The sequence below is a fragment of the Marinobacter alkalisoli genome (assembly GCF_045449855.1).
GTDB lineage: Bacteria > Pseudomonadota > Gammaproteobacteria > Pseudomonadales > Oleiphilaceae > Marinobacter.
Map to the genome: position 1 here is coordinate 1 of NZ_JBJJLC010000005.1, position 24,935 is coordinate 24,935.

27 protein-coding genes are annotated in these 24,935 nt (G+C 59.9%); 22 read left to right on the forward strand and 5 right to left on the reverse strand.

All coding sequences use genetic code 11. The annotated features are described in order from the left end of the window. Nucleotides 1-67: 67 nt before the first annotated feature. From ACJO5Y_RS02140 to upp, 3 genes are read right to left on the reverse strand one after another with little or no spacing between them, the layout of a single operon-like run. On the reverse strand, nucleotides 68-922 hold the full coding sequence (locus ACJO5Y_RS02140; protein ID WP_406984732.1) for a class I SAM-dependent methyltransferase: 855 nt from the start codon (nucleotides 920-922) through the stop codon (nucleotides 68-70). Further along, nucleotides 903-2,159, reverse strand: a complete 1,257-nt coding sequence (locus ACJO5Y_RS02145) for a uracil-xanthine permease family protein (RefSeq protein WP_406984734.1) — start codon at nucleotides 2,157-2,159, stop codon at nucleotides 903-905. The genes ACJO5Y_RS02140 and ACJO5Y_RS02145 overlap by 20 nt, the downstream gene beginning before the upstream one ends. A 2-nt stretch (nucleotides 2,160-2,161) precedes the next feature. Beyond that, nucleotides 2,162-2,800 carry a uracil phosphoribosyltransferase gene (gene upp, locus ACJO5Y_RS02150; protein WP_406984736.1) on the reverse strand — a complete coding sequence of 213 codons (639 nt, stop codon included), beginning with the start codon at nucleotides 2,798-2,800 and terminating at the stop codon, nucleotides 2,162-2,164. Between the two features lie 197 nt (nucleotides 2,801-2,997). On the opposite strand from upp, the gene flhA reads away from it, so the two are divergent. The 14 genes from flhA to ACJO5Y_RS02220 all read left to right on the forward strand — a co-directional run bounded on the left by flhA (nucleotide 2,998) and on the right by ACJO5Y_RS02220 (nucleotide 17,215). Further along, on the forward strand, nucleotides 2,998-5,163 hold the full coding sequence (flhA, locus tag ACJO5Y_RS02155) for a flagellar biosynthesis protein FlhA (RefSeq protein ID WP_406984737.1): 2,166 nt from the start codon (nucleotides 2,998-3,000) through the stop codon (nucleotides 5,161-5,163). 61 nt (nucleotides 5,164-5,224) lie between these two features. Beyond that, nucleotides 5,225-6,526, forward strand: coding sequence for a flagellar biosynthesis GTPase FlhF (gene flhF, locus ACJO5Y_RS02160; protein ID WP_406984738.1), 1,302 nt, complete (start codon nucleotides 5,225-5,227; stop codon nucleotides 6,524-6,526). A 103-nt stretch (nucleotides 6,527-6,629) separates the two neighbouring features. Further along, complete coding sequence (locus tag ACJO5Y_RS02165) at nucleotides 6,630-7,442, forward strand: MinD/ParA family protein (protein WP_406984739.1); 813 nt, start codon at nucleotides 6,630-6,632, stop codon at nucleotides 7,440-7,442. A gap of 30 nt (nucleotides 7,443-7,472) precedes the next feature. Further along, nucleotides 7,473-8,219 (forward strand): RNA polymerase sigma factor FliA, encoded by a 747-nt coding sequence (locus ACJO5Y_RS02170; RefSeq protein WP_406984740.1) that lies wholly within the window; start codon nucleotides 7,473-7,475, stop codon nucleotides 8,217-8,219. 140 nt (nucleotides 8,220-8,359) lie between these two features. Beyond that, complete coding sequence (gene cheY / locus ACJO5Y_RS02175; protein WP_012136125.1) at nucleotides 8,360-8,743, forward strand: chemotaxis response regulator CheY; 384 nt, start codon at nucleotides 8,360-8,362, stop codon at nucleotides 8,741-8,743. 21 nt (nucleotides 8,744-8,764) lie between these two features. Beyond that, nucleotides 8,765-9,550: a protein phosphatase CheZ gene (locus tag ACJO5Y_RS02180; protein ID WP_406984741.1), complete on the forward strand. Its 786-nt coding sequence runs from the start codon at nucleotides 8,765-8,767 to the stop codon at nucleotides 9,548-9,550. Nucleotides 9,551-9,566: 16 nt separating this feature from the next. After that, nucleotides 9,567-11,657, forward strand: a complete 2,091-nt coding sequence (locus ACJO5Y_RS02185; protein ID WP_406984742.1) for a chemotaxis protein CheW — start codon at nucleotides 9,567-9,569, stop codon at nucleotides 11,655-11,657. 32 nt (nucleotides 11,658-11,689) lie between these two features. Then, nucleotides 11,690-12,847, forward strand: coding sequence for a protein-glutamate methylesterase/protein-glutamine glutaminase (locus ACJO5Y_RS02190; RefSeq protein ID WP_406984743.1), 1,158 nt, complete (start codon nucleotides 11,690-11,692; stop codon nucleotides 12,845-12,847). Beyond that, nucleotides 12,847-13,587: a flagellar motor protein gene (locus ACJO5Y_RS02195; protein ID WP_406984744.1), complete on the forward strand. Its 741-nt coding sequence runs from the start codon at nucleotides 12,847-12,849 to the stop codon at nucleotides 13,585-13,587. The genes ACJO5Y_RS02190 and ACJO5Y_RS02195 overlap by 1 nt, the downstream gene beginning before the upstream one ends. 15 nt (nucleotides 13,588-13,602) lie before the next feature. Beyond that, nucleotides 13,603-14,388, forward strand: coding sequence for a flagellar motor protein MotD (motD, locus tag ACJO5Y_RS02200; RefSeq protein ID WP_406984745.1), 786 nt, complete (start codon nucleotides 13,603-13,605; stop codon nucleotides 14,386-14,388). Nucleotides 14,389-14,558: 170 nt separating this feature from the next. Further along, a complete protein-coding gene (locus ACJO5Y_RS02205) occupies nucleotides 14,559-15,356 on the forward strand; it encodes a ParA family protein (RefSeq protein WP_406985028.1) in 798 nt (265 codons plus the stop codon). Then, on the forward strand, nucleotides 15,349-16,131 hold the full coding sequence (locus ACJO5Y_RS02210) for a chemotaxis protein CheW (RefSeq protein ID WP_406984746.1): 783 nt from the start codon (nucleotides 15,349-15,351) through the stop codon (nucleotides 16,129-16,131). The genes ACJO5Y_RS02205 and ACJO5Y_RS02210 overlap by 8 nt, the downstream gene beginning before the upstream one ends. 129 nt (nucleotides 16,132-16,260) lie before the next feature. Next, nucleotides 16,261-16,749 carry a chemotaxis protein CheW gene (locus ACJO5Y_RS02215; RefSeq protein ID WP_406984747.1) on the forward strand — a complete coding sequence of 163 codons (489 nt, stop codon included), beginning with the start codon at nucleotides 16,261-16,263 and terminating at the stop codon, nucleotides 16,747-16,749. A 73-nt stretch (nucleotides 16,750-16,822) separates the two neighbouring features. Continuing rightward, nucleotides 16,823-17,215, forward strand: a complete 393-nt coding sequence (locus ACJO5Y_RS02220; protein ID WP_406984748.1) for a DUF2802 domain-containing protein — start codon at nucleotides 16,823-16,825, stop codon at nucleotides 17,213-17,215. 18 nt (nucleotides 17,216-17,233) lie between these two features. On the opposite strand, the gene ACJO5Y_RS02225 is transcribed toward ACJO5Y_RS02220, so the two are convergent. Both ACJO5Y_RS02225 and fliK read right to left on the reverse strand, forming a co-directional pair. Then, entirely contained in the window at nucleotides 17,234-17,539 is a 306-nt protein-coding gene (locus tag ACJO5Y_RS02225) for an EscU/YscU/HrcU family type III secretion system export apparatus switch protein (protein ID WP_406984749.1), read from the reverse strand. Then, nucleotides 17,536-18,882 (reverse strand): flagellar hook-length control protein FliK, encoded by a 1,347-nt coding sequence (gene fliK, locus ACJO5Y_RS02230; protein WP_406984750.1) that lies wholly within the window; start codon nucleotides 18,880-18,882, stop codon nucleotides 17,536-17,538. Before fliK ends, ACJO5Y_RS02225 begins: the two co-directional genes overlap by 4 nt. Nucleotides 18,883-19,084: 202 nt before the next feature. On the opposite strand from fliK, the gene ccmA reads away from it, so the two are divergent. From ccmA to ACJO5Y_RS02270, 8 genes are read left to right on the forward strand one after another with little or no spacing between them, the layout of a single operon-like run. Next, nucleotides 19,085-19,720 carry a cytochrome c biogenesis heme-transporting ATPase CcmA gene (gene ccmA, locus ACJO5Y_RS02235; RefSeq protein WP_406984751.1) on the forward strand — a complete coding sequence of 212 codons (636 nt, stop codon included), beginning with the start codon at nucleotides 19,085-19,087 and terminating at the stop codon, nucleotides 19,718-19,720. After that, nucleotides 19,710-20,435, forward strand: coding sequence for a heme exporter protein CcmB (gene ccmB / locus ACJO5Y_RS02240; RefSeq protein WP_406984752.1), 726 nt, complete (start codon nucleotides 19,710-19,712; stop codon nucleotides 20,433-20,435). Before ccmA ends, ccmB begins: the two co-directional genes overlap by 11 nt. Before the next feature lie 20 nt (nucleotides 20,436-20,455). After that, entirely contained in the window at nucleotides 20,456-21,199 is a 744-nt protein-coding gene (gene ccmC / locus ACJO5Y_RS02245) for a heme ABC transporter permease CcmC (protein WP_406984753.1), read from the forward strand. Nucleotides 21,200-21,203: 4 nt separating this feature from the next. After that, nucleotides 21,204-21,443 carry a heme exporter protein CcmD gene (gene ccmD, locus ACJO5Y_RS02250; RefSeq protein WP_406984754.1) on the forward strand — a complete coding sequence of 80 codons (240 nt, stop codon included), beginning with the start codon at nucleotides 21,204-21,206 and terminating at the stop codon, nucleotides 21,441-21,443. A 15-nt stretch (nucleotides 21,444-21,458) separates the two neighbouring features. Beyond that, nucleotides 21,459-21,890, forward strand: coding sequence for a cytochrome c maturation protein CcmE (ccmE, locus tag ACJO5Y_RS02255; protein WP_406984755.1), 432 nt, complete (start codon nucleotides 21,459-21,461; stop codon nucleotides 21,888-21,890). 24 nt (nucleotides 21,891-21,914) lie between these two features. Then, entirely contained in the window at nucleotides 21,915-23,918 is a 2,004-nt protein-coding gene (locus ACJO5Y_RS02260) for a heme lyase CcmF/NrfE family subunit (protein ID WP_406984756.1), read from the forward strand. Then, complete coding sequence (locus ACJO5Y_RS02265; RefSeq protein WP_406984757.1) at nucleotides 23,915-24,451, forward strand: DsbE family thiol:disulfide interchange protein; 537 nt, start codon at nucleotides 23,915-23,917, stop codon at nucleotides 24,449-24,451. Before ACJO5Y_RS02260 ends, ACJO5Y_RS02265 begins: the two co-directional genes overlap by 4 nt. Next, nucleotides 24,451-24,930, forward strand: coding sequence for a cytochrome c-type biogenesis protein (locus ACJO5Y_RS02270; protein ID WP_406984758.1), 480 nt, complete (start codon nucleotides 24,451-24,453; stop codon nucleotides 24,928-24,930). Before ACJO5Y_RS02265 ends, ACJO5Y_RS02270 begins: the two co-directional genes overlap by 1 nt. The last annotated feature ends 5 nt before the right edge of the window (nucleotides 24,931-24,935 follow it).

The following is a 24,935-nucleotide window of genomic DNA, read 5'->3' on the forward strand; positions in this document are numbered from 1 at the left end:
TGGGAGGGGGCAACCACAACCATCTTCCCCCATACCCATCAGGCTACAAGATCAAAAAGCCCAAAGCTCAAACCCGAGCACTAACAACCCGAACCATAGGATCATGGCGGCTTTCAGGAATCGGCAGCAGGCCATAAAACTCACGGGGATTGTAGACGCGAACCGAAGGAAACCCGGAAGCCTGGAAATGGTCACAGGCCTGCTGGTCGTCCTCGAAGTGGAAGCTGACCTGGCTGCGGGTCAGGGTGCCCAGGAGGCCGCCGAGGGTTTTCAGGGAGTTTCTTAGCAGCGGTTGCCTTGGCATCAGGTAGCTTTCGGACAGGTACACCGAGCCGGGGCGGTCGGCCAGGAGTTTGGCCAGGCGTTGCCAGAATTCGGTGATGACTTCCAGGGAGAAGTAGCTGGTCAGGCCCTCGGTGACCACCACGATGGGCTTGGTGTTGTCGAAGGCGCGGGCGACTACGGCTTCCAGGGTGTAGTCGCCGGATTCGGCCAGGATATCGATCGGGGTGACCTGGTGGTGCTCCCCAAGGTGACCTGCGGCCAGGAGACGGGCGGCTTTGCGGGTGGCCATGTCGGGCAGGTCGGCTTCCACCATCTTCAGGGTGGGGTGCTTCTCCCGCAGACGGATACCTCTGGGGGACATGCCGCAGGCGATTTCCAGGACCTGGTCGACGCCGTCCTCCTGGACAGCCTGGTCAATCAGGTGGTCGATGATCAGGTGGCGTTGCAGCAGGAAGGTGCGGATGTTGCCGCCGATGGCCGCCTTGCTGGCGGTTTCGAAGGGGCTCATCAGGTGGTAGAGCCAGCGGCCCTGTTCTGTGGACAGGGCGTCGTCGGAAAGCCCGTGCCGGTGCCAGACGGCACCGGTGTAGAGGGCAGTAAAGCTGATGCCGGAACTGTCAGTCGGCTTTTTGCTCATAAATGGCCTTTCCCCAGGCTTCACGTGTGCCCGGCAGTATCAGGTTAAGGGCAATCGCCACCACGGCGCTCAGGGCGATGCCCTCGAACTGGCCGATGGCCATGCCACCGATGCCGAACACCAGGGTGATGGCAACGATGACCAAGTTGCGCGACTGGGACAGATCGACCTGGTGGCGGATCAGGGTATTCAGGCCCACCACCGCGATCGAGCCGAATAGCAGGCAGAGGATGCCGCCCATGACCGGTACCGGGATGGTCTGCAGGGCGGCGCCAAATTTGCCGACAAAGGCCAGCACGATGGCGATGATCGCAGCCCACCACATCACTTTCGGGTTGAAATTGCGGGTCAGCACCACGGCGCCGGTGACTTCCGAATAGGTGGTGTTGGGCGGTCCGCCGAGCAGGGAGGCGGCGCTGGTGGCCAGGCCGTCACCCAGCAGGGTGCGATGCAGGCCCGGCTTTTCCAGGTAGTTCTTGCGGGTCACGTTGCCGATGGCGAGGATGTCGCCGATATGCTCAATGGCTGGCGCGATGGCCACCGGGATCATGAACAGGATGGCGCTCCAGCTGAATGCCGGTGCGACAAAGTTGGGAACGGCAAGCCAGGGCGCTTCCTGAATGGGTGTCAGATCCACAATGCCGGCGAACGCGGAGAGGGTATAGCCGACGATCACGCCAAACATGATGGGAATCAGCCGGAAAATGCCTTTGGCCCACACCGACATGACGACGGTTACCACCAGGGAGATCATCGCAATCCAGATGGCGGTGTCGTAGGGCACCAGTTCGGCGGCGCCGTCGCCGCTACGGCCCGAGGCCATGTGTACAGCGACGGGTGCCAGTCCCAGACCAATCACCATGATCACCGGGCCGATCACCACCGGCGGCAGCAACCGTGTGACAAAACCGGTACCACGGAGTCTGACGGCGCCACTGAGGATGATGTAGAGAATACCGGCAGCCATCAGGCCACCCAGGGTTTCTTCCAGGCCGAAGCGGCCCTTGGCGGCGATGACCGGGGCGATAAAGGCAAAGGAGGAGGCCAGGAAGATGGGGATCTGGCCGCCGGTGACAATGTGGAAGATCAGCGTGCCGAGACCGGCGGTAAACAGCGCGACGTTGGGATCAAGGCCGGTGATCAGTGGCATCAGCACCAGTGCGCCAAAGGCCACCAGCAGCATTTGCGAGCCCGCGACAACCTGTTTCCAGGTCGGGTCGGTGGTGTGATCCTGCATGTTCAGACGTCCTTTTGCTTGGTGCCGAAAATTTTGTCGCCGGCATCACCAAGTCCGGGAAGGATATAGCCTTTTTCGTTCAGGCGCTCGTCAATTGAGGCCGTATAGATGGACACGTCCGGATGTTTCTCCAGAACCTTCTGCACGCCTTCCGGCGCGGCCACCAGAATCAGCGCGCGAATTTCGGTGCTGCCGGCCTTTTTCAGCAAATCAATGGTGGAGATCAGGGAACCGCCGGTGGCGAGCATGGGGTCAATGATCATGGCCATGCGCTGATCCAGTTCACCCACCAGTTTTTCCAGATAGGTGCTGGCTTCCAGGGTCTCCTCGTTGCGGATCTGGCCGACCACGCTGACCCGGGCACCGGGAATGAGGCTGAGGACACCGTCCAGCATGCCCATGCCGGCACGCAGGATCGGCACGATGGTGACTTTCTTGCCCTGGAGCTGTTCGATTTTCACCGGACCGGCCCAACCCTCGATGGTTTTTTCCTGCAGGGAGAAATCCTGGGTGGCTTCGTAAGTCAGCAGGGCGCCAACCTCCTGTGCCAGTTCACGAAAATTTTTGGTGCTGATGTCCGCGCGGCGCATCAGGCCGAGTTTGTGGCGGATCAGGGGGTGTTTAACCTCGTGGATTGGCATGGGCTCACCTTTCATCTGTCGGCTGTGTCGGATTGGCGCAAGGATACCGTATCTGAAAGGTTGCGTCAGGCACTGAAAAGTGAAATCCCGTAAGGGCTGGTACGGATCTTGCGAAGACCCCTGCAAACGATGCGTCAGCGTCATAATTCCGACCCTTTGAATGCCATCAGGCATGGCCACGCGGAGAGTTTCCTGGCATGGACAGAGCTTTAGTCCTGAACAACGTCAAATCCCTGACACGGGGAAACCTGGGCATACCCATCATGCTGATGGGGCTGCTGGGAATGATGATCCTGCCCATGCCGGCGTTCATGCTGGATGTTTTCTTTACCTTCAACATCACCCTGTCCATCGTGATCCTGCTGGTGTGCGTGTACGCCTTGCGGCCGATGGAGTTCGCCTCATTCCCGACGGTGCTGCTGGTGGCTACGCTGTTGCGCCTGGCGTTGAACGTGGCCTCAACCCGGATCGTACTGCTGAACGGTCATGAGGGCGGAGATGCCGCCGGTAAGGTGATCGAATCCTTTGGTGCGGTGTTGATCGGCGGCAATTACGCCGTCGGCCTGGTGGTGTTCGCCATCCTGATGATCATCAACTTCCTGGTGGTGACCAAAGGCGCGGGCCGGGTTTCCGAGGTCAGTGCGCGTTTTACCCTGGACGCCATGCCCGGCAAACAGATGGCCATTGACGCCGACCTGAACGCTGGTCTGGTCAATCAGGAGGAGGCCAAGCACAGGCGTTCGGAGGTCGCCCAGGAGGCGGACTTCTACGGTTCCATGGACGGCGCCAGCAAGTTCGTGAAAGGTGACGCGGTTGCGGGCCTCCTTATCCTTGCCATCAACCTGATCGGCGGTATTGCCATCGGCATGTTGCAGCATGGCCTGGATTTTGGCACCGCCACGCAGAACTACGCCTTGCTGACGATTGGTGATGGTCTGGTGGCGCAGATTCCTTCGCTGCTGCTGTCGACGTCAGCCGCGATCATGGTGACCCGTGTAACCTCCAGCCAGGATATGGGTGGCCAGATTCTGCAACAGATGTTCAGCGCGCCCAAGGCGCTGGCTATTGCTGCAGCTATCCTGATTATTCTCGGGCTCATCCCCGGTATGCCCCACGTTGCGTTTCTGGGGCTTGGCGGTATCGCTGCCACCGCTGCTTACCTGATCTGGCAACGTGAACGCCAGACGGTCGAGGAAGATGGCGTGTTCCCTGTTCGCGGAGGCGCGCAGCCTGCGGGTCGGGATATTCCACCCGGAGGGGATGGCGGAGACCAGGGGCAGGCTCTGCCTGCGCCGGGCGAAACCCGCGAGCTGGGATGGGACGATGTGGCCACCGTCGACATCGTGGGTCTGGAAGTTGGGTACCGTCTGATCCCGCTGGTGGACAAATCCCAGGGCGGTCAGTTGCTGAGCCGTATCAAGGGGGTGCGCAAGAAGCTGTCCCAGGATCTGGGGTTCCTGATGCCTTCGGTCCACATTCGCGACAACCTGGACCTGATGCCGAACGTGTACCGCATCACCCTGATGGGCGTGACCCTGGCCGAGGCCGAGATTCACCCGGACCGGGAGCTGGCCATCGACCCTGGCCAGGTGTTTGGCAAGATCGAGGGAATTGCAGGCAAGGACCCGGCGTTTGGTCTGGATGCCAGCTGGATTGAGCCCGAAAAGAAAGATCAGGCCCAGACCCTGGGGTACACGGTGGTGGATGCCAGTACCGTGGTGGCCACCCACCTGAACCAGATATTGCAGAAGCATGCCCACGAACTGCTTGGCCACGAAGAAACCCAGAAGTGGCTGGACCAGTTGGAGAAGGTGTCTCCCAAGCTGGCGGAAGAGCTGGTGCCAACCACCATTTCCATCAGCCTGCTGTTGAAGGTGCTGCAGAATCTGCTCAAGGAAGAAGTGCCGATCCGTGATATGCGTTCGATCGCGGAGTCCATTGTTAACGTTCATCCGAAGAGCCAGGACCCGAAGCTACTCACCACCGTTGCCCGTCAGGCCCTGCGCCGAATGATCGTTCAGAGCATTTGTGGCAACGAGCAGGAGATCCCGGTGATCACCCTGGACCCGGACCTGGAACAGTTATTGCTAAAGTCAGTTCAGCAGAGTCAACAATCCGGCGGTCAGGAAGACATCGGGCTGGTGCTGGAGCCGAACATGGTGGAGAAACTGCAGCGATCCCTGCAGGAGAGCGTCCAGCGCCAGGAGATGCTTGGCAAGCCAGCGATTCTGCTGGTGTCAGGCCCGTTGCGACCGGTGCTGGCGAAGTTTGCCAGTTATGGGGTGGAGCGATTGCACGTACTGTCTTACCAGGAAATTCCGGATAACAAACAGATCACCATTGTGGCGTCCGTCGGGCAGTAACGGCGACGGATGACAAAGCGGACAACGCAGGCACGGCGTTGCCGGTGGAGGATGAGGCACCATGAAAGTAAAACGTTTTTTTGCTCAGACCATGGCAGAGGCCCTGAAGCAGGTACGGGAACAGATGGGCCCGGACGCCGTGATACTCTCCAATCGCCGGGTGGACGGCGGTGTCGAAATCGTGACGGCGCTGGATTACGACGAGAATATGGCGCGTCAGCGTCTTGGTGAGCAGGCCCGGGAGGCCACCAACGGGTCCCGTCTTGCGGAAATGCAGGCGGAACAACATCGCCGGTTGGAGCACGAGCTGGGGCGTTCCCGGGACCGTATTCGCGAGGTTCGCGAGAAGCGGGCAAGCGTTGGCGCCGGGTATGCCAATAACTCGGCGTTCATCGACGATTCGGCGCTGGGGCTTGAGTCTGCCGCAACGGAGTCCGGATCGGCTGCCTCATCCGGCGCACCGGGTGGTTACTCCGATGAGCTTGCACAGATGCGGGCCGAGATCAGTTCATTGCGGGACATGGTGGGAGCCCGGGCCGCCGAGCCGAAAAAACCGGCGACCAACGCGGTTCAGCAGCGCCTGTCCGAACGTTTGCAGGAATTCGGCCTGAGCCTCGATCTGTCCGGTTCCCTGTCCCGCCGCCATAAAGGCGGGCGCCTTGACGATGGCTGGAAGCAATCCCTGAAAATGCTGGCCACCGGGGTGAAAACCTCACGAACCGAGTGGCTGGATCAGGGGGGCGTATACGCCCTGGTGGGGCCCACCGGATCCGGCAAGACCACCACCATTGGCAAACTGGCGGCGCGCCATGTCCTGCGTCATGGTGCGGATTCCCTGGCGCTGGTCACCACGGACCGTTATCGCGTGGCCGCCCATGAGCAGCTGTTTGTGTTCGGTCGCATCCTGAATGTGCCGGTGCGGGTGGTGGATGAGAGCCATTCCCTTGATGATATCCTCGACGAGTTGTCGGATCGCCACCTGGTGCTGATTGATACCGCCGGCCTGACCAGCACTGACAAGGGCTATGAGCAACAGCTGTCAGAACTGGCCAGGAGCCATCACCGGATTCGTACACATCTGGTGGTGTCAGCGACCAGCCAACCGCGTATTATGAAATCAGTGTGGCATTGCTATAAGATGGCTAATCTTGCGGGCTGTGTGATGACAAAAGTCGACGAAGCCCTGACCCTGGGTGAATCTTTGGGGTTTGTCATGGAGTCCGGTCTGCCCGTGGCGTATTACACGGATGGCCAGAAGATTCCCGAAGATCTGCACCACGCCGAAGCGGTGCCCCTGGTTCGACTGGCCGTGGAGCGGCTTAAAACACTCCAGCAACAACAGGCGGTGGCAGAGGGGGCCTGAAACACTCCCCGGCCATACCGGATGACGGACTATCCGGCGTGAACAGGCGCCGTTGAAATACAACTGAGCCTTCGGTCAAACGTGGCGAGAGATAAAACCAAGTATGAGCAAACCACATCCGGTACAGGTGATTGCAGTTTCCGGCGGGAAGGGCGGCGTTGGTAAGAGCAACGTGTCAGTTAACCTGGGCATTGCCCTGGCCCAGAAAGGCCGTCGTGTCGTGTTACTGGATGCTGACCTCGGTCTGGCCAACATAGATGTTCTGCTGGGTATCACCGCCAATCGCAACCTCTCGGATGTGCTGGCGGGTGATTGCGACTTGCGTGATGTTCTGGTTGATGGCCCGGGCGGTATCAAGATTGTGCCGGCCTCCTCGGGAACCCAGCGCATGACCCAGCTCACCTCCATGGAGCACGCCGGTCTGATCAATGCGTTCAGCGAACTCGGTGACCAGATTGACGTCCTCATCGTCGATACCGCAGCGGGGATCTCCGAATCCGTCATCAGTTTCCTGAGGGCCTCCCAGGAACTGTTGCTGGTGGTGTGTGACGAACCCACTTCCATCACCGACGCTTACGCTCTGATCAAGCTGATGAACCGTGAGTATGGCACCCACCGTTTTCGTATTCTTGCCAACCAGGTCCGGAACGAGCAGGAAGGGAAACATCTTTTTGAAAAGCTGACCCGGGTCACTGAGCGGTTCCTAGACGTGGCACTACACTACGTGGGTATGGTGCCTTACGACGAAGCTGTCCGGAAAGCGGTGCAGAGGCAGAAAGCGGTGCTGGACGCCTACCCCAGGGCGAAAGCGTCACTGGCGATCAGGGCTCTGGCGGAGAAGGTCGATAACTGGCCGCTGCCGTCATCTCCCCGCGGACACCTGGAATTCTTTGTGGAGCGGCTCGTCGAAGTCTGACATTGATCCTGTCACCAAAAAGCTGGATACATGACATTGGCGAATAACCTGGGAATCTACCAAAAAACCGGCGTCGGGGGCGCTTCCCGGCTAGTGGAAGAACATGCTCCGCTGGTGAAAAAGATCGCGTTGCACCTGATGGCCCGGTTGCCGGCCTCGGTGCAGCTGGAAGACCTGATGCAGGCCGGCATGATCGGGCTGCTTGAGGCCGCTCAGCGGTACAGCTCCACCAAGGGGGCGACCTTTGAAACCTACGCCGGTATCCGTATCCGGGGCGCCATGGTGGATGAAATCCGCAAGGGCGACTGGGTACCCCGTTCCGTTCATCGTAATGCCCGCCGTATCTCCCAGGCCATCAAGGCTGTTGAGGATCGTCTTGGCCGTGAGGCCCAGGACCAGGAAGTCGCTGAAGAGCTGGAGATGTCCCTTGATGAATACCACTCCAGCCTGAGCGATGCCAACAGCGGCAAACTTTTTAGCCTGGATGAGCTCAATGAATCCGGCGACCTGCCGATAGAGGAAGCAGAGGCCAGTGATAATCCGCTGGACGATATTACGTCTGATGCTTTCAAGCGCAGTCTGGCGGAAGCGATTGGCGAGCTCCCCGAGAGGGAAAAACTGGTGCTCAGCCTGTACTACCAGGAGGAACTGAACCTCAAGGAAATCGGTGCTGTCCTGGGAGTGAGTGAAAGCCGGGTCAGCCAGATCCACAGTCAGGCCGCGCTGAGGCTTCGGGGCAGGCTGACGGGCTGGCGACACGAGCCCAACGTGTATTGAGGTTGGCTGTCTGTAGCTTTTGGTAACCGGCGCTTTACAACGGGTTCAAACACCACACAATAAGCGGTTAAACCACCGGCCTGCCAGAGTCTGGCAGAAAGATAAAACGCATTCCGGGTGTGACAAAACTGGAGGTCCCATTGGACAAGAACATGAAAATCCTCATTGTGGACGACTTTTCCACAATGCGACGGATCATCAAGAACCTGCTGCGTGATCTGGGATTCACCAATACCGACGAAGCGGATGACGGCAACACCGCGTTGCCCATGCTGCAAAGCGGTAAGTACGATTTCCTGGTGACTGACTGGAACATGCCGGGTATGTCCGGTTTTGATCTGCTGAAGGCTGTACGTGCCGATGAAAACCTGAAAACCCTTCCGGTTCTCATGGTTACCGCCGAAGCGAAGCGGGATCAGATTGTGGCCGCCGCGCAGGCAGGGGTGAATGGCTATGTCGTGAAGCCGTTTACCGCCGCTGTACTCAAGGAGAAGATTGAGAAAATCTTCGAACGAATCCAGTAACCAAAGGTCGGATGGGCTCTCATGAGCGATAGCAAAAAGAACCCGCAGGGCCTGGATCCGGAGGTGACGGAAAAGCTCCGCGCACAGGCCAACGAGCTGGTTGAACAGGTCAATGCCGGTGACTATGCAGGGGCTATGAACGTAATCAATGATCTCAGCGAAGTCCGGGATCAAAGCCTGTATCGGGAAGTCGGGCGGCTTACCCGCAGCCTCCACGAAGCCATTCGCAATTTCCAGATCGATCCCCGCAATGCCGAGCAGCAGGAAGCGCTGTCAAAAATGACCGATGCGTCCGACCGCCTGGAATACGTTGTGCAAATGACCGGTCAGGCTGCCAATCGCACCATGGACCTGGTCGAGGAAACCATGCCTCAGGCCTACGCCATCCGTGATGAGGCGGCGATATTGAGAGACGAATGGCAGCGCCTGCGTCGGCGGGAAATGGAGCCGGCGGAATTCCGGGACCTCTACGGCCGGATTGACCAGTTCTTTGTAACGCTGACCCGGGATGCCGACACCATGTACAACAACCTCTCGGAAATCCTGCTGGCCCAGGATTTCCAGGACCTGACCGGGCAGGTGATCCAGAAGGTCACCGACCTGGTGAAGGAAGTGGAGGAACACCTGCTAGGCCTGGTGATGATGGCGAGCCATGTCGATCAGCTGACCGGCACCGTGCATGAGATTGAATCAAACGAAGTGTCGGCAGAGCAGGGTGTAGGCCCGCAGATGAACGCCGATAAGCGTGAAGATGTGGTATCGGGTCAGGACGATGTTGACGATCTTTTGTCCAGTCTCGGTTTCTGAATTAAGAGGGTAACCCATGGCGTTTGATGCCGATGAAGAGATCCTGCAAGACTTTCTGGTTGAAGCAGGCGAGATACTCGAAAAGCTGTCTGAACAGCTGGTGGATCTTGAACAGAATCCGGATGACAGTGATCTCCTCAACGCCATATTCCGTGGCTTTCATACCGTAAAGGGTGGCGCGGGTTTCCTTCAGCTGGAAGCCCTGGTGAACTGCTGTCACTCTGCAGAGAACGTCTTCGATATTCTCCGGAATCACAAGCGCAAAGTGGATTCGGAGTTGATGGATGTGGTGCTGGAGGTCCTGGACAACGTCAATGCGATGTTCGAGCAGGTGCGTAACCATGAGGAACTGACGCCAGCTCCAGAAGCTCTGATTGCGGCCCTGGACGCCCTCGCCGAGCCGGAAGGGACATCCTCCGGGGGTGCCGACAAAGCCCCGGTGCAAACCACAAGTGACGCCGCCAGCGGTGATGACCATGGCGATATCACCGATGACGAATTCGAACAACTGCTGGACGCGCTGGATGGTGAAAAAGCCGAAGCCGACAAGGCATCCGGCCCGGGAGCTGCCTCTGATGCAGCAGGGGACGACAGCGCCGCCAGTGACGATGACATTACCGATGACGAGTTCGAGGCACTGCTGGATGAGCTCCATGGCAAGGGGCAGTTCGCCGGTGCGCCCGCCGGTGATGCTGATATCGAGCCACCGACCGAGTCCGGTGATCAGGCCAGCAAAAGCAGTGACGACCTGATCACGGACGATGAATTCGAGAAGCTGTTGGATGACCTCCACGGCAAGGGCGGCGGCCCCACGGCTGAGAGCAGCCCGAAGGCGGCCAGCAAGCCCGCGTCCGATACTGCGAAGTCGGCGCCGGCCGCCAAAGCGGAGACGCCCGAGAAGGCCGAGACCCGAGCACCCGCAGCATCGAAAGAACAGGCGCCCGCAACTGAGACCTCTGTCCGGGTGGACACCAAGCGCCTCGACGACATCATGAATATGGTCGGCGAGCTGGTGCTGGTGCGTAACCGCTTGCAGCGTCTGGGCGCCGCAAGCGAAGACGAACACATGCACAAGGCGGTGTCGAATCTGGATGTGGTCACCACTGACCTCCAGTCAGCGGTGATGCAGACACGGATGCAGCCGATCAAGAAAGTCTTTGGCCGCTTTCCCCGGGTGGTGCGGGACCTTGCCCGGAGCCTCAAGAAAGAAGTCAGCCTGGTGATGCACGGGGAAGACACCGACCTGGACAAGAACCTGGTGGAAGCCCTCTCGGACCCCCTTGTTCACCTGGTTCGTAACTCGGTGGACCATGGTATCGAGGCGCCGGATGTTCGTGAAAAGGCTGGCAAACCCCGGTGCGGTACAGTGACCCTGAATGCCGAGCAGGAAGGGGATCATATCCTGTTGTCCATCGAGGATGACGGTGCCGGCATGGATCCCGAGGTGTTGCGTCGTAAGGCCGTTGAAAAAGGCATATACGATCAGGACGCCGCGGACCGGCTTACCGAAAGCGAGTGTTTTAACCTGATCTTTGCCGCCGGCTTCTCCACCAAGGACCAGATTTCCGATGTGTCCGGCCGTGGTGTCGGCATGGACGTGGTAAAAACCAAGATCGGCCAGCTGAACGGTCAGTTGAATGTCGAATCGGAACTTGGCAAAGGCTCGCGAATTGTCATTAAAGTGCCGCTGACCCTGGCCATCATGCCTACGCTGATGATCATGCTGGGTGAACAGTCGTTCGCGCTGCCACTGGTGAATGTGGTGGAGATCTTCCACCTGGACCTCAGCAAGACCAACATCGTCGATGGCCGCGAGTGCATTGTGGTGCGGGAGAAGGTCTTCCCGCTGTTCCACGTCAAGCGCTGGCTGGTGAAGGGCGCGTCCGCTGAACCGGAGCCGGAGAACGCCCACGTTGTCATCGTCGCGATGGGCACCCGGAAAGTTGGCTTCGTTGTGGACCAGTTGATCGGCCAGGAAGAAGTGGTGATCAAACCCCTGGGCCGCGCACTCCAGGGCACGCCGGGTATGGCGGGGGCGACGATTACCGGGGATGGGCGTATTGCCCTGATTATTGACGTTCCCAGCCTGCTTCAGCAGTACGGTTGAGGCGCACGGCCTGCACGGTTTAGGAGAGTTGGATGACAGTTTCTGTCCTGGTTGTTGATGACTCGGGATTTTTCCGCAAGCGTTTGACGGAAATCCTGACGGCATCCGGTCAGATCAAAGTCGTTGGCGCGGCCACCAACGGCCGGGAAGGGGTGGAGCTGGCGGAAAAGCTGCGGCCGGACGTCATCACCATGGACTACGAAATGCCGATCATGGACGGCATTTCAGCCGTTCGCGAGATCATGAAGCGCCACCCGGTGCCGGTATTGATGTTCTCGTCCCTGACCTACGAGGGCGCCCGGGTGACGCTCGATGCCCTGGAGGCCGGCGCGGTCGATTTCCTTCCCAAGAATTTTGAGGAAATCGCCCGGGATTCCAGCCAGCTCCAGAAGATCCTGATTGGTCGTATACTGGATGTTGCCGGTAGCAGCCCGGGCGCAAAAGCCGCACCTGCTGCACCACCGGCGACAAAATCGGCCGCAGCGCCCGCGCCTCGTCAGGAAAGGGGGATACCCCGTGGGCGTCCCCGTACCGATACGCCTGCGGCGCGGCCCACGCAACCGGAACCCCCCGCAGAAGAGGAATCCTCCAGGCGCGCCACCCGCCGGGGGCCGGCCAGGCACTACAACGTGGTGGGCATCGGAACCTCCACTGGCGGTCCGGTTGCCCTTCAGAAAGTGTTAACCGCGTTGCCGGCCAGTTTCCCTGCGCCTATCGTGCTGGTTCAGCACATGCCGGCCAGCTTCACGCCTGCCTTCGCCGAGCGTCTGAACAAACTTTGCCGCATCGAAGTGCGCCAGGCCGAGGATGGCGATGTGCTCCGGCCCGGTCTCGCCCTGCTGGCGCCTGGAGGCCGGCAGATGATGATCGAAAATCGCAGTGGCCAGGCCCGGGTGCGCATATTGCCCGGCGACGACCGTCTCAATTACAAGCCCTGTGTGGATGTCACTTTTGGTTCCCTGGCCCGCAGTTTTCCCGGCAAGACCCTGGGCGTCATCCTTACCGGCATGGGGTCTGATGGCAAAGAAGGTTGCCGTTTGATGAAGCAGGGCGGATCCGTGATCTGGTCCCAGGATGAAAAATCCTCCGTGATCTACGGCATGCCCATGGCCGTTGCCAGGGCCGGGTTGTCCGATGAGGTGCTGGCCCTCAACGACATTGGTCCGCGGCTGGTGGAAGGTGTGAGTTAATGGATATTCTCAGCCTCCTTGGCATCATTCTGGCGTTTGCCGCCATCCTGGGCGGCAACCTGCTGGAGGGCGGCGCCCTCAGTTCCCTGTTCAATGCTCCGGCGGCGCTGATCGTCATCGGCGGCACACTGGCTGCCACCATCCTGCAGACCTCCTGGCCCCTGCTGAAGCGTGCGTTTGTCCAGGTTCGATGGGTGTTTTTGCCGCCCTATGTCAGTCTGGAAGATGGCATAGGCAAAGTGATCGACTGGAGCGTCAAGGCTCGCAAGCAGGGGTTGCTGGGGCTGGAGGGGCTGGCGGAAAAGGAACCGGAACGGTTTGCGCGCAAGGGCCTTCAGTTGCTGGTTGATGGCGCCGAGACCGAGACTATTCGCAGCATCATGGAGGTGGACCTGGACTCCCGCGAACAGCGGGACCTGGAATCGGCGCGGGTTTACGAAGCCATGGGTGGCTATTCCCCGACCATTGGCATCATCGGTGCGGTCATGGGGCTGATACAGGTGATGACCAACCTGGAGGACCCCCAGTCCCTCGGCAGCGGCATCGCAACGGCTTTCGTCGCCACCATCTACGGTGTGGCTCTGGCGAACCTGCTGTTTTTCCCGGTTGCCAACAAGTTGCGCGGAATTGTGCGGGAGCGTACCCGCTACGAAGACATGATGATCGACGGTATTATCGCTATCGCGGAAGGGGAGAACCCCAAATCCATCGAACTGCGGCTGCGGGGCTTCCTGCAGTGACAGCCGGGCGGGACTATGCGGCGTCGTAGACAACCACCTCAGGACGACCTCCACAACAAGGAACGGTGGCTGATCTCCTATGCAGATTTCATCACCCTCCTGTTTGCCTTTTTTGTGGTCATGTACTCCGTGTCTTCCGTCAACGAAGGCAAGTACAAGGTGCTGTCGGAAACCCTGACCGGCGTTTTCAATGCACCGCAACGGTCCTTTCAGCCCATAGAGGTGGGGGACCAGCCCCGGCGTGCAGATTCCGCGTCATCCGACAGTGTCATTGTGCCCGAAGTAACCGAGGCCCCGCGCAATCCGGAACTCAGTGAGCAGGGCCGGACCGAAGCGCTGCGGGCCATGGCTGACCAGCTCGCCCTGGAATTCGAGGAGCTGATCAACCAGGGCGTGGTGTCCCTGGAAAGCAATGACCGTTGGCTGGAACTGAATCTGCCCGACAGCCTGTTGTTCAGCAGTGGCGCCGCGGAACCCCACTACGATGGTTTCGCGGTGGTTGAAAAAATCGCCGGAGTTCTGCGTAACCGGGACAACGCGGTCAAGGTGGAAGGCTTCACCGATAACCGTCCGATTCGCACCAGTGCTTACCCCTCTAACTGGGAACTATCGGCGGCCCGGGCCGCGGCGGTGGTTCGAATGCTGACCATGGAGGGCGTGGAACCTGAACGGCTGGCCGCTGTCGGGTACGGTGCGCACCAGCCGGTAGCCCGTAACGATACCGAAGAAGGTCGCCGCCGGAATCGCCGGGTGGTTTTGCTGATTTCCCGCGATGCCAGCATCCGTGGAGTGATGCGGTAATCGCGTTACCGTTGGTTGGCATGGTTTCTGTATTGATCTTCCCTGTACCGTCTTTCGCGGCAAACACTTGCCGATAGCGTTCAAGTTGGGCGGTCCGCTGCCGATAACGATGGGTAGGGACCGCTGTGGTGCCATGGCATATCCGGGGATAAATGAGTGGAGAGCGTAACGTGCGAATCTGGGCAGTAGCCAATCAAAAAGGCGGTGTCGGAAAGACCACATCGGTGGTGGCGCTGGCCGGGCTATTGGCAGAGCGCGGCAAGCGGGTATTGGTGGTGGATCTGGATCCTCATGGCTCGCTGACCAGCTGGTTTGGCTATGATCCCGACACCATCGCCCAGAGTGTGTTCAATCTGTTCCAGCATCAGGGCAAGGTGCCGGACGGCCTCGCCGCCCAGTTGATTACCGAAACCAGCTGCAAAGGCGTGTCATTGCTGCCGGCCAGTACCGCACTGGCAACCCTTGAACGCCGGATGGTGGGCGTGGAAGGCATGGGATTGATCATCTCCCGCGCACTGGCTCAGCTCTGGGATGATTTTGATTATGTGATTCTCGACAACACGCCGTCCCTGGGGGTGTTGATGGTGAATGCACTGGCGGCCGCGCAGCACCTGATTATTCCGGTACAAACGGAATTTCTGGCGATCAAGGGCCTGGAGCGCATGCTACATACGCTGCAGATGATCATGAAATCCCAAAAGAACGAGCTGGCTTACACCATTGTTCCGACGCTTTTTGACCGTCGTACCCAGGCGTCCGTAAAAAGCCTGAACCTGTTGCGTAAAACCTATCCGGATACACTCTGGCGTTTTGCCATTCCGGTGGACACCAAGTTCCGCGACGCCAGTCAGGGTGGGGTGGTGCCTTCCTCCCTGGACGCCGGTACCCACGGAGTCCGGGCTTACAGCAGCCTGCTCGAGGATCTGATGGCCCGCACTGGCGTGGAGCGGGAGCGCAGGCATGGCTGACGAAAAATTGACGAAGCTGGCGGATCCCGCCAGTGCCATTGCCAGTTATCTCGACGAGCTGTTGCACACCGCGACGGATACGGCGCGCCAGGACAACGTCGCTGTTAGCGCGCCGGAAGTGGCGGCGGAACCGGAGCCAACGGTTGAACCCGCGCCTGATCCCACGCCGGTGATCACTGAACCAGCGCCCCGGGTTGAAACCAGCCGACCCGCGCCGGAGCCCGTCGCAAAAAAGGCAGCGGACATCCAGCAGACGCCTGCCGCATCGGTGCCGCAACCGAAGATTGAGCCTGAATCGCCCCCGTCGCGTCCTGAGTGGTCTGAACAGCCCTTTGAGTGTCTGATCTTTACCGTGGCGGGCCTGCAGCTGGCGGTGCCGCTGATTCTGCTGGGCGCCATTCACCGCATCGAAGAAAGCATCAAGCCGATTCCCGGCAGCCCCCGCTGGTACATGGGGATCCGTGCTGATCGCGATCATAACCTGCGGGTGGTGGACACTGCGGAGTGGATCATGGCGGGGCGAGCACCCGACAATGCGCGTGACAATTATCGTTTTGTGATCCGGCTGGATAACAGCGACTGGGGGTTGGCCTGTGATGATGTGGCCCAGTCCTTCACCCTGATGCCGGATGAGGTTCGCTGGCGGACAGCTCGCAGCAAACGCCCCTGGCTGGCGGGAACCGTGGTCAATCACATGTGCGCCCTGATTGATGTGCGCACCATGGCGAATTTGCTGGTCCGGGCGGAGCGGGAGCACCACCTGGATCTCAGTTAATAAGCCGTTACTGAATGAAACCGTGCGGTGCTGGCACGGTTTGTGCCCTTAACTATAGTATTGGGCGCTGATGATGATTTTTTGACGATCAGGTTGCCCGCCGGGCAGCCAAAGAGGAGAGACAACGCTATGGCATCCCCGAGCGGACACCAACATCAGGCCCAGGACGATCAGGTACTGCAGTACGTGACCTTCCGGCTGGATGACGAGACTTATGGTCTGAACGTCATGCAGATTCAGGAGGTGCTGAGATACACCGAAATTGCACCGGTTCCGGGTGCGCCGGATTATGTACTCGGCATCATCAATCTGCGCGGTAACGTGGTCACGGTGATCGATACCCGCCGCCGATTCGGTCTGGCGGACTCGGAAGTCACTGACGCGACCCGGATCGTGGTGATGGAATCCGCGGACCAGGTAATGGGAATTCTGGTGGATTCCGTGGCCGAGGTGGTGTACCTGAAAGCCAGTGAAATTGAAACTGCACCGAACGTGGGTAACGAGGAAAGTGCCAAGTTTATCCAGGGCGTGTGCAATAAAGATGGCGAACTGATCATTCTGGTCGAGTTCGACAAGATGCTGTCTGACCACGAGTGGGCTGAAATCGCGGCACTGTAATCCCGGAAACGCTTTCCGGAACAGGCCGGCATGATGGACGCCCCGGTGGTTAACCTACTTGAGGGCGTTCATCATGTTTGCAGAGTACTCTTCCCTGATTCCCTGGCTGCTGACAACAGCGGCCCTTGGCCTGATGGCGGTGCAGGCCATTGTGCAGCGTCGTGAGATCCGTCAGCTTCAAACCCGGCTCAAGGATCGTTGTGACACCCTCGGCCGCGAACTTCATGCCACCGCCAGCGGCAGCATGGGTGTCGGCCAGCGGCTGGTAGCCTGTGAGCGTCAGCTCCATGAGCTCGGCGGCGCACTGGATGAGATGCGCCAGAACGATCCCCTGCGAATTTCCTACGATGAGGCCTCAAGGCTGGTTGACCTGGGGGCGGATATCGACGACCTGATGAACACCTGTGGTATTTCCCGGCCCGAAGCGGAGCTGGTGTCTGCGCTCAGGAAGCGTGAGGCGGCTTAAGCCGGCTTTCGTCGGGCGTTACTCGCTCTCCGGGGTGGTCCTGCCGGCGTCCGCCGGTGTCTTACCCTGGAGGTTGAAGGCAAACGCCAGGATTTCCGCGATGATCTGGTACAGGGTCTCCGGAATTTCCTCGTTCAGTTCCAGCCGCGCCAGGACACTGGCCAGCTCCGGATTCTCGTAGAGAGGGACGTTGTGTTCCCGGGCGATCCGGACGATTTCCTCGGCCAGTTCGTGAGTGCCCGTAGCGGCAATGGTCGGCGCGCACTTGCCATCGTACTTCAGCGCCACCGCAGCGCTGGATTGCTGCTGATCCGTGTTGCTCATGCCTTGGTGTCCACCAGTCGGTGTTCCAGTCGTGTGGTTGCACCCCGGGGGCTGCCCCTGCGGCATTCCAGATCCGTTACCTCCAGCCCCAGTTCCGACAGACTCTGGCGCAGGGTTGGCAGGTCCTGTTGAACCCGTTGCAGGGTGCGTTGCTTTTCCGCCCAGACGCGGGCAGACACCTGCTCCTGGCGCAGGGCCACGTCAAAATGCACCGGGCCGGCCTCGTCAAGATCCATGGCCAGGGACAGTCGCCATTCCGCGACACCGGCACGTTTTCCGCCGGTGTGTTCATTGTCTGGCTGTTCGTGCTCAATTCTCAGCTGCGCAATCCTCGGCTCACTCTGTGGCGTCACCCAGGGCAGCTCCAGTAACAGGGTCGACACCGGTGCCGGCGTGTCTGCCGTGGTGCGCGTCGATAGCACCTGGCTGTGAAGCTGGTTGACGGTGATCCGGTTGAGCATACCGGCGAGCAGTCGCAGCATCTGCCCCACGGTCGGTGGTTCCGCCGAGCCCTGTGGCGCCGGAGGCGATAGCGTGTTGGGGAACTGCAGGGGCGCCTGGACCAGTTCGGGAGTCGCCAGCGGGGTCAGGCGGTTGAAGTGTTCCGGACTGCTGCCCTGGTGGCTGAGCAGTGCTGTAACAATCCGGCCCAGCGCCAGTTTGAGGTCGGGCAGGGCGGTCTCCCGACTCTGAGCGAGCCGGGCCTCGGCAAACAGCCCGCTTTCGGCAATCCACTGGCGTATCTGCTGCCCTGTCTCGTTTGCATTGCCTGGTGAGGCCAGTCCGGTACTGGCAGGCAGCCGGTTTACCAATTGCTCGATAACCTGTCGCACCGGTTGGGGCAGTGGTTGTGGCTGTCGTGCGGAGGGCAGGGTGGTCCCGCCCGCCTCTGGCCGGATACCCTGGGCCAGGCTGGAAAGAATTTTCGCCAGCCCGCCGTCGATACTCTGTTGCCACGGCAGCCGCTGGGCGAGTGCACGGGTGATACCGGCTTCCTGGGCCGGAGCGAGCTTGCCCATCAATTGCAACTCATTGCCGGCGCGCATGATTTTGACCCAGTCTCCGGGTTCCAGGGAGGTCTCGCCGATGGCGGCCTGCACGGTCAGGTTGCGGCCACGCACTTCCAGCAGCAATTGCTGCCCGGCATCCTGTTGACGATTGATGACTTCCGCGACCCGTGCCAGCACGCTTTCCCGGTTGGCGAGTTGTAACTGGTCCAGTTGCTGACGCGCCGACACGGCCCCGGAGCCCTGAGGTTGCGGCCCCCTGCTGGCCCCACCTGCGGGCAATCTGGTTTGTTCGCCGGACGGCGGCGGTGTCGGGTTACCGTTTGGTAATTTCATCGGTGCTGTTTTGATTCTCGACAAGAGTAATCAGGTCACGGTTTCGTTATAATACGCCGCGCTGGTAACTATTGCCTGTCTGAAATCTCTGTCCCTTCCTGATTCGCGGTACCTGCTTGATTCGCGACACCTGAACGGAGGCAGAATTGAATGTCCACAACGCCGGTTGTATCCACCGCGTTGTTCCAGATCTGGGGCCCTGATGTCTGAGCCGTTACTACAGGCTGTCAATCTGCAGTGTGAGCGCGACGACCGGATGCTGTTCCGGGAACTTTCTTTCTCCATACTGCCCGGTACTCTGACCCGTGTCGAGGGGCCCAACGGTTCCGGCAAGACCACCTTGCTCAGAATCCTGGCCGGCCTGAATGATGGCTGGTCCGGTGACCTGCTCTGGCTGGGACAACCCCGGTCCCGAGCTCGCGAAGAATTCGTGCGTAACATGCTGTACATTGGCCATCGCCCCGGCATCAAACCGCTGCTGACACCCATGGAGAATCTGCGTGCGCTGATGGCCGGCAGGAAAAAGGTCAGTGACAGCATGCTCGGACAGGCGCTGGCGGGCACTGGCCTGGCCGGCTTTGAGGACGTACCGTGCCGGCGCCTGTCGGCCGGACAGCAGCGAAGGGTGGCGCTGGCGCGCCTGCTGATTGCCGACGAGCCCCTGTGGATTCTGGACGAAGTGTTTACCGCAATCGATATTGACGGTGTGACTGCCCTGGAATCCCTGCTGGTGCAACGAGCCCGGGATGGTGGCGCCATTGTGGTGACCACCCACCATGACCTGCAGTTGCCATCGATGCAGCGTATCACCCTGGGAGGCAGCAGCGATGACGTCTGATTCCCGGGGCGGATGGCGACCGGTTACTGAAGCGGTCGGCACCGGTCACGCCATGAAGGCGGTGTTCCTGCGTGACCTCAAGTCGGCATTCCGGCAACGGCAGGATCTGCTCAACCCGTTGCTGTTCTTCGTCATGGTGGTGACGCTCTTCCCCCTTGGTGTTAGCCCGGAAGTGTCATTTCTACAGCAGGCGGGGAGCGGTATCCTGTGGGTAGCGGCGTTGCTGTCGGTGTTGCTCTCCCTTGATCATCTGTTCCGGCATGATTTTGACGACGGCACCCTCGAACAACTGGTGTTGCAGCCCCAGCCCCTGTTCCTGCTGGTGCTGGCCAAAGTGATCGCCCACTGGGTACTGACCGGGCTGCCGTTGGTGTTGCTGGCACCACTTTTGGGAGTCATGGTGCATCTTGAAGGGAACTCTATTGCGGTTTTGTGTCTAACGCTGCTGATTGGAACGCCGATACTCAGTCTGATCGGCGCCATCGGCGCGGCACTGACCCTGGGGCTGAGGTCGGCAGGGGTGCTCTTGTCTCTGCTGATCATTCCGCTGTACATTCCCGTGCTGATTTTTGGCACGGGCACCGTGGCTGCGGCGACGGATGGCGCCCCGGTGGGAGGCTATATGGCGTTGATGGGGGCGTTCCTGGCACTGGCGGTGACGCTCGCGCCCTTCGCATCGGCTGCGGCCCTGCGTATCAGTTTGTCTAACAGTTAATAGGTAGAAGGTAACACCTGATGTGGCAAATCTTTCACAAGCTGGGGTCGCCGAAATGGTTCTTCGGTATTGCCAACCGGCTGATGCCCTGGCTGTTGTGGGGCGGGGTGGCGTTGTTGTCTGCCGGCCTGGTTTGGGGGCTGGCATTTGCTCCGCAGGATTACCTTCAGGGCAACAGTTACCGGATCATCTTCATTCACGTGCCGTCGGCGTTCCTGGCCCAGTCCGTTTATATCATGATGGCGGCGGCGGCGGTGGTTACCCTGGTCTGGCGTATGAAGCTGGCGGATGTCTTCGTCAAGTCGGTGGCTCCGGTGGGCGCGGTGTTAACCTTCCTCGCGCTGTTTACCGGTGCGGTATGGGGCAAGCCCACATGGGGAACCTGGTGGATATGGGACGCCCGGCTTACGTCCATGCTGATTCTGCTGTTTCTGTATTTTGGCGTGATTGCCCTTGGGGCGGCAATCTCCGATGAGAAATCCTCGGCGCGGGCGGTTGCTGTGCTGGTGCTGGTCGGGGTGGTGAATATACCTATCATCAAGTATTCCGTGGAGTGGTGGAATACCCTTCACCAACCCGCCACTTTCAAGCTCACGGAGAAACCCTCCATGCCCGCGGAAATGTGGGTGCCCCTGTTATTATCCGTGCTGGGGCTTTATCTGGTTTTTGGCTGGTTTGCATGCTTGCGTATGCAAACGGAAATTCTGATTCGTGAACGCCGCACCCGCTGGGTTAAAGAGCTGGTGCAGGCGGGAAGGAGCTGACGGCATGGCGTTTGATTCTCTGACTGCGTTTATCGCCATGGAAGGGCACGGCCCTTATGTCTGGACCTGTTATGGCGCTTTCTTCCTGCTGCTGGGTGGGTTGGTTTACTGGTCGCTGCGCCAGCGCCGTCAGGTTATGGCAGCTCAGCGGCGTGAGTTGGCCCGGGCGCCGGCCAGCAACATGGCTGCGGGCGAGAGAACCCGGGCCGCCAGTTTTACGCGTGTGAACGCTTCTCAAGATTGAATGGCAGAAAAAACGATGCACCCGACTCGAAAAAAACGACTGACGATAGTTCTCTTCCTGCTGGCAGGGATTGCCGTTGCCGTTGGGCTGACGACGTTTGCCCTGCGCCAGAATATTAACCTGTTTTACGATCCCAGCCAGATTGCCGCGGGCGATGCCCCGGTGGACGTCAGGATTCGCGCCGGAGGCATGGTCGAGGAAGGATCGGTGCTGCGGGATACGGAAAGCCTGAAGGTGGAATTCAAGGTCACCGACTTCAATTCCTCGGTGCTGGTCGAGTACACCGGCATCCTGCCGGACCTGTTCGCTGAGGGGCAGGGCGTGGTGGCCATGGGGCGGCTGAATGAGAATGGCCGTTTTGTGGCCGACCAGGTACTGGCCAAGCACGACGAGAATTACATGCCGCCGGAAGTGGCCGAGGCCCTTGAGCGCGCGTCACGACAATAAATTTTTGATGTTTGGAGAGCTCTGATGTATCCGGAACTCGGACAGTTTGCACTGATACTCGCGCTGTTGCTTGCAGTGCTCCTTTCCGTGGTCCCGCTGGTGGGCTCGGTGACCGGTCGTGACACCCTGCAGGCGTTTGCGCGCCCGTTGTCCGCCGGACTGTTCGTGTTCATCGCCATTGCCTTTGCGATCCTGACCCACGCCTTTGTCACCGATGATTTCTCGGTCGCCTACGTGGCCAATAACAGCAACAGCATGCTGCCCTGGTACTACAAGTTCAGTGCGGTGTGGGGCGGCCATGAGGGGTCGCTGCTGCTCTGGATCCTGATGCTGGCAGGCTGGACGCTGGCGGTGGCCATATTCAGTCGCCGTCTGCCGTCGGTGATGATCGCCCAGGTATTGTCGGTCATGGGTATTATCTGCGTGGGTTTCCTGTTGTTCGTCATCATCACATCGAATCCCTTTGACCGCATGCTGCCCAACGTGCCGGCGGATGGTGCCGACCTGAACCCGCTGCTGCAGGACTTTGGCCTGATTATTCATCCGCCCATGCTGTACATGGGGTATGTGGGTTTCTCCGTGGCGTTTGCGTTTGCTATCGCCGCTCTTATCAATGGCCGCCTTGATGCGGCGTGGGCCCGGTGGTCCCGCCCATGGACCACGGTCGCCTGGTCGTTCCTGTCGCTGGGCATCGCTCTTGGCAGCTGGTGGGCCTATTACGAGCTTGGCTGGGGCGGCTGGTGGTTCTGGGACCCGGTTGAAAACGCCTCCCTGCTGCCATGGTTGTCCGGCACCGCATTGATGCATAGCCTTGCGGTGACCGAGAAACGGGGCGTCTTCAAGAGCTGGACTGTGCTGCTGGCCATTGTCACCTTCTCCCTCAGTCTGCTGGGAACATTCCTGGTGCGTTCCGGCGTGCTGACGTCCGTACACGCATTTGCCTCCGATCCGGAGCGGGGCACTTTCCTGCTGGCGCTGTTGGCCATCACCATCATTTCCAGCCTGACCCTGTACGCGGTGCGGGCGCCGGTGGTGCATGTACGGTCGCGTTATGGCTCCCTGTCCCGGGAGATCTTCCTGCTTCTCAACAATGTGTTGCTGGTGTCAGCCACACTGCTGGTCATGATCGGCACGCTGTACCCGTTGGTTCTGGACTATCTGGACATGGGACGCCTGTCGATAGGCGAGCCCTTCTTCAACCTGACCTTCAGCCCGCTGGCCCTGGCCGCAGGGCTGCTGTTGGGCGCGGGTATTTTCTCTCGCTGGAAGAAAACCGACGGCGGCTGGCTTGGCCGCAAACTGCTCTGGCCGCTGGCGGTCAGCATTGTGGCAACGGCGGCGGTCATGGTGGTCTATGGCGGGTTCAGGCCCTGGGCTTTTGCCGGCTGTTTCGTGGCTATATGGGTCACTATGGCTACCGCCTGGGACCTCTGGGACAAGTCGTCCTCGAAGAAGGGGCGGCTGCACGGCCTCAAGCGGCAATCCAGAAGCTACTACGGCATGGTTCTGGGGCACCTCGGGCTGGCCATTACCATGGCCGGGGCAACCGTGGTGTCGAACTATGGCGTCGAGCGGGACGTGCGAATGACACCCGGTGACACTGCGATGGTAGGGGACTACCAGGTACTCTTCACCGAAATTGGCGAACGCCAGGGCCAGAATTTCACGGCCCAGTACGGCTCGTTTGAGGTCACACAGGATGGCCGGCATGTGGCAACGTTGCACCCGGAGAAACGGCAGTATCAGGTTCAGCGCAATGTCATGACCGAAGCCGATATCGACGCCGGACTGTTCCGGGATGTCTTTGTGGCTATAGGTGAGCGCATCAGTGACGAGGCCTGGGCCATCCGCCTGCAGTACAAACCGCTGGTGCGCTGGTTGTGGCTTGGAGCGCTGTTCATGGCCGCCGGCGGTTTCCTGGCGATTGCTGATCGGCGATACCGCATCCGTGAGCGGGTTGCTGAAAAACAGGATTCGGGGGAAACGGGCCGTCAGGGTGATCGCGGTGTCGCAGAGGTGCTGTCATGAAGCGGGTATTGCTGTTCCTGCCACTCGTTTTGGTGATCGTGCTGGGTGTTGTGCTGTTTGCCGGGATTGGCAAGGATCCCACGCATCTGGATTCGGCATTGATCGGGAAACCGGTTCCGGCCTTCACGCTGTCCGACCTGGCTGAGGCCGACAAACAGCTGGATGCGGAGGTTTTCAGGGGGCAGGTCTCACTGCTGAACGTCTGGGGTACCTGGTGTCCGGCCTGCCGCGACGAGCACGACGACCTGGTGTGGCTCGCCGAAGAGAAGGGCATACATATTATTGGCCTGAACTATAAGGACAATCGTGAGGATGCACTGGATTGGCTTGACCGTCTGGGGAATCCTTACGCCCTGACTATCTACGACCCCAGAGGCACCCTGGGCTTCGACCTCGGGGTATACGGCGCTCCGGAAACCTACGTCATCGATGCCGAGGGCGTGGTTCGCTATCGGCACGTGGGGGTGGTCAATGAGAAAGTCTGGCAGGAAGACCTCGAGCCCCTGGTGAAGCGTTACCGGGAGGACACCTGATGGCACGACTGGTCCTGATCCTGCTCGCCGCACTGTTCTCGTTTCAGGTAGCTGCGGACGAAGCCAACTTGCATGGTTTCGGCTCACTCCAGGAAGAGCAACGTTACCGGGATCTGATTGCGGAGCTGCGATGCCCGAAATGCCAGAATCAGAACATTGCCGATTCCAATGCCCCCATCTCCAAGGACATGCGTGACAGGGTTTACCGCATGATGCAGGAAGGGGCCAGCGACGAGGAAATCGTCAACGCACTGGTGGAGCGCTTCGGCGAATTCGTCCGCTACAAACCCGAAGTAGATCGCCGCACCCTATTGCTGTGGGCAACACCCGCCATCGCGGTGGGAGGTGGTTTACTGGTGGTTGCCGGCATCGTGATTCGCTCCCGCCGACGCAACAGCCAGCAACCGCCGCTGACCGCGGAAGAAAGGGCCCGTGTCGACCGGTTGCTATCCGACGATGACCGGGATCCCCGCAGCTGAACTGA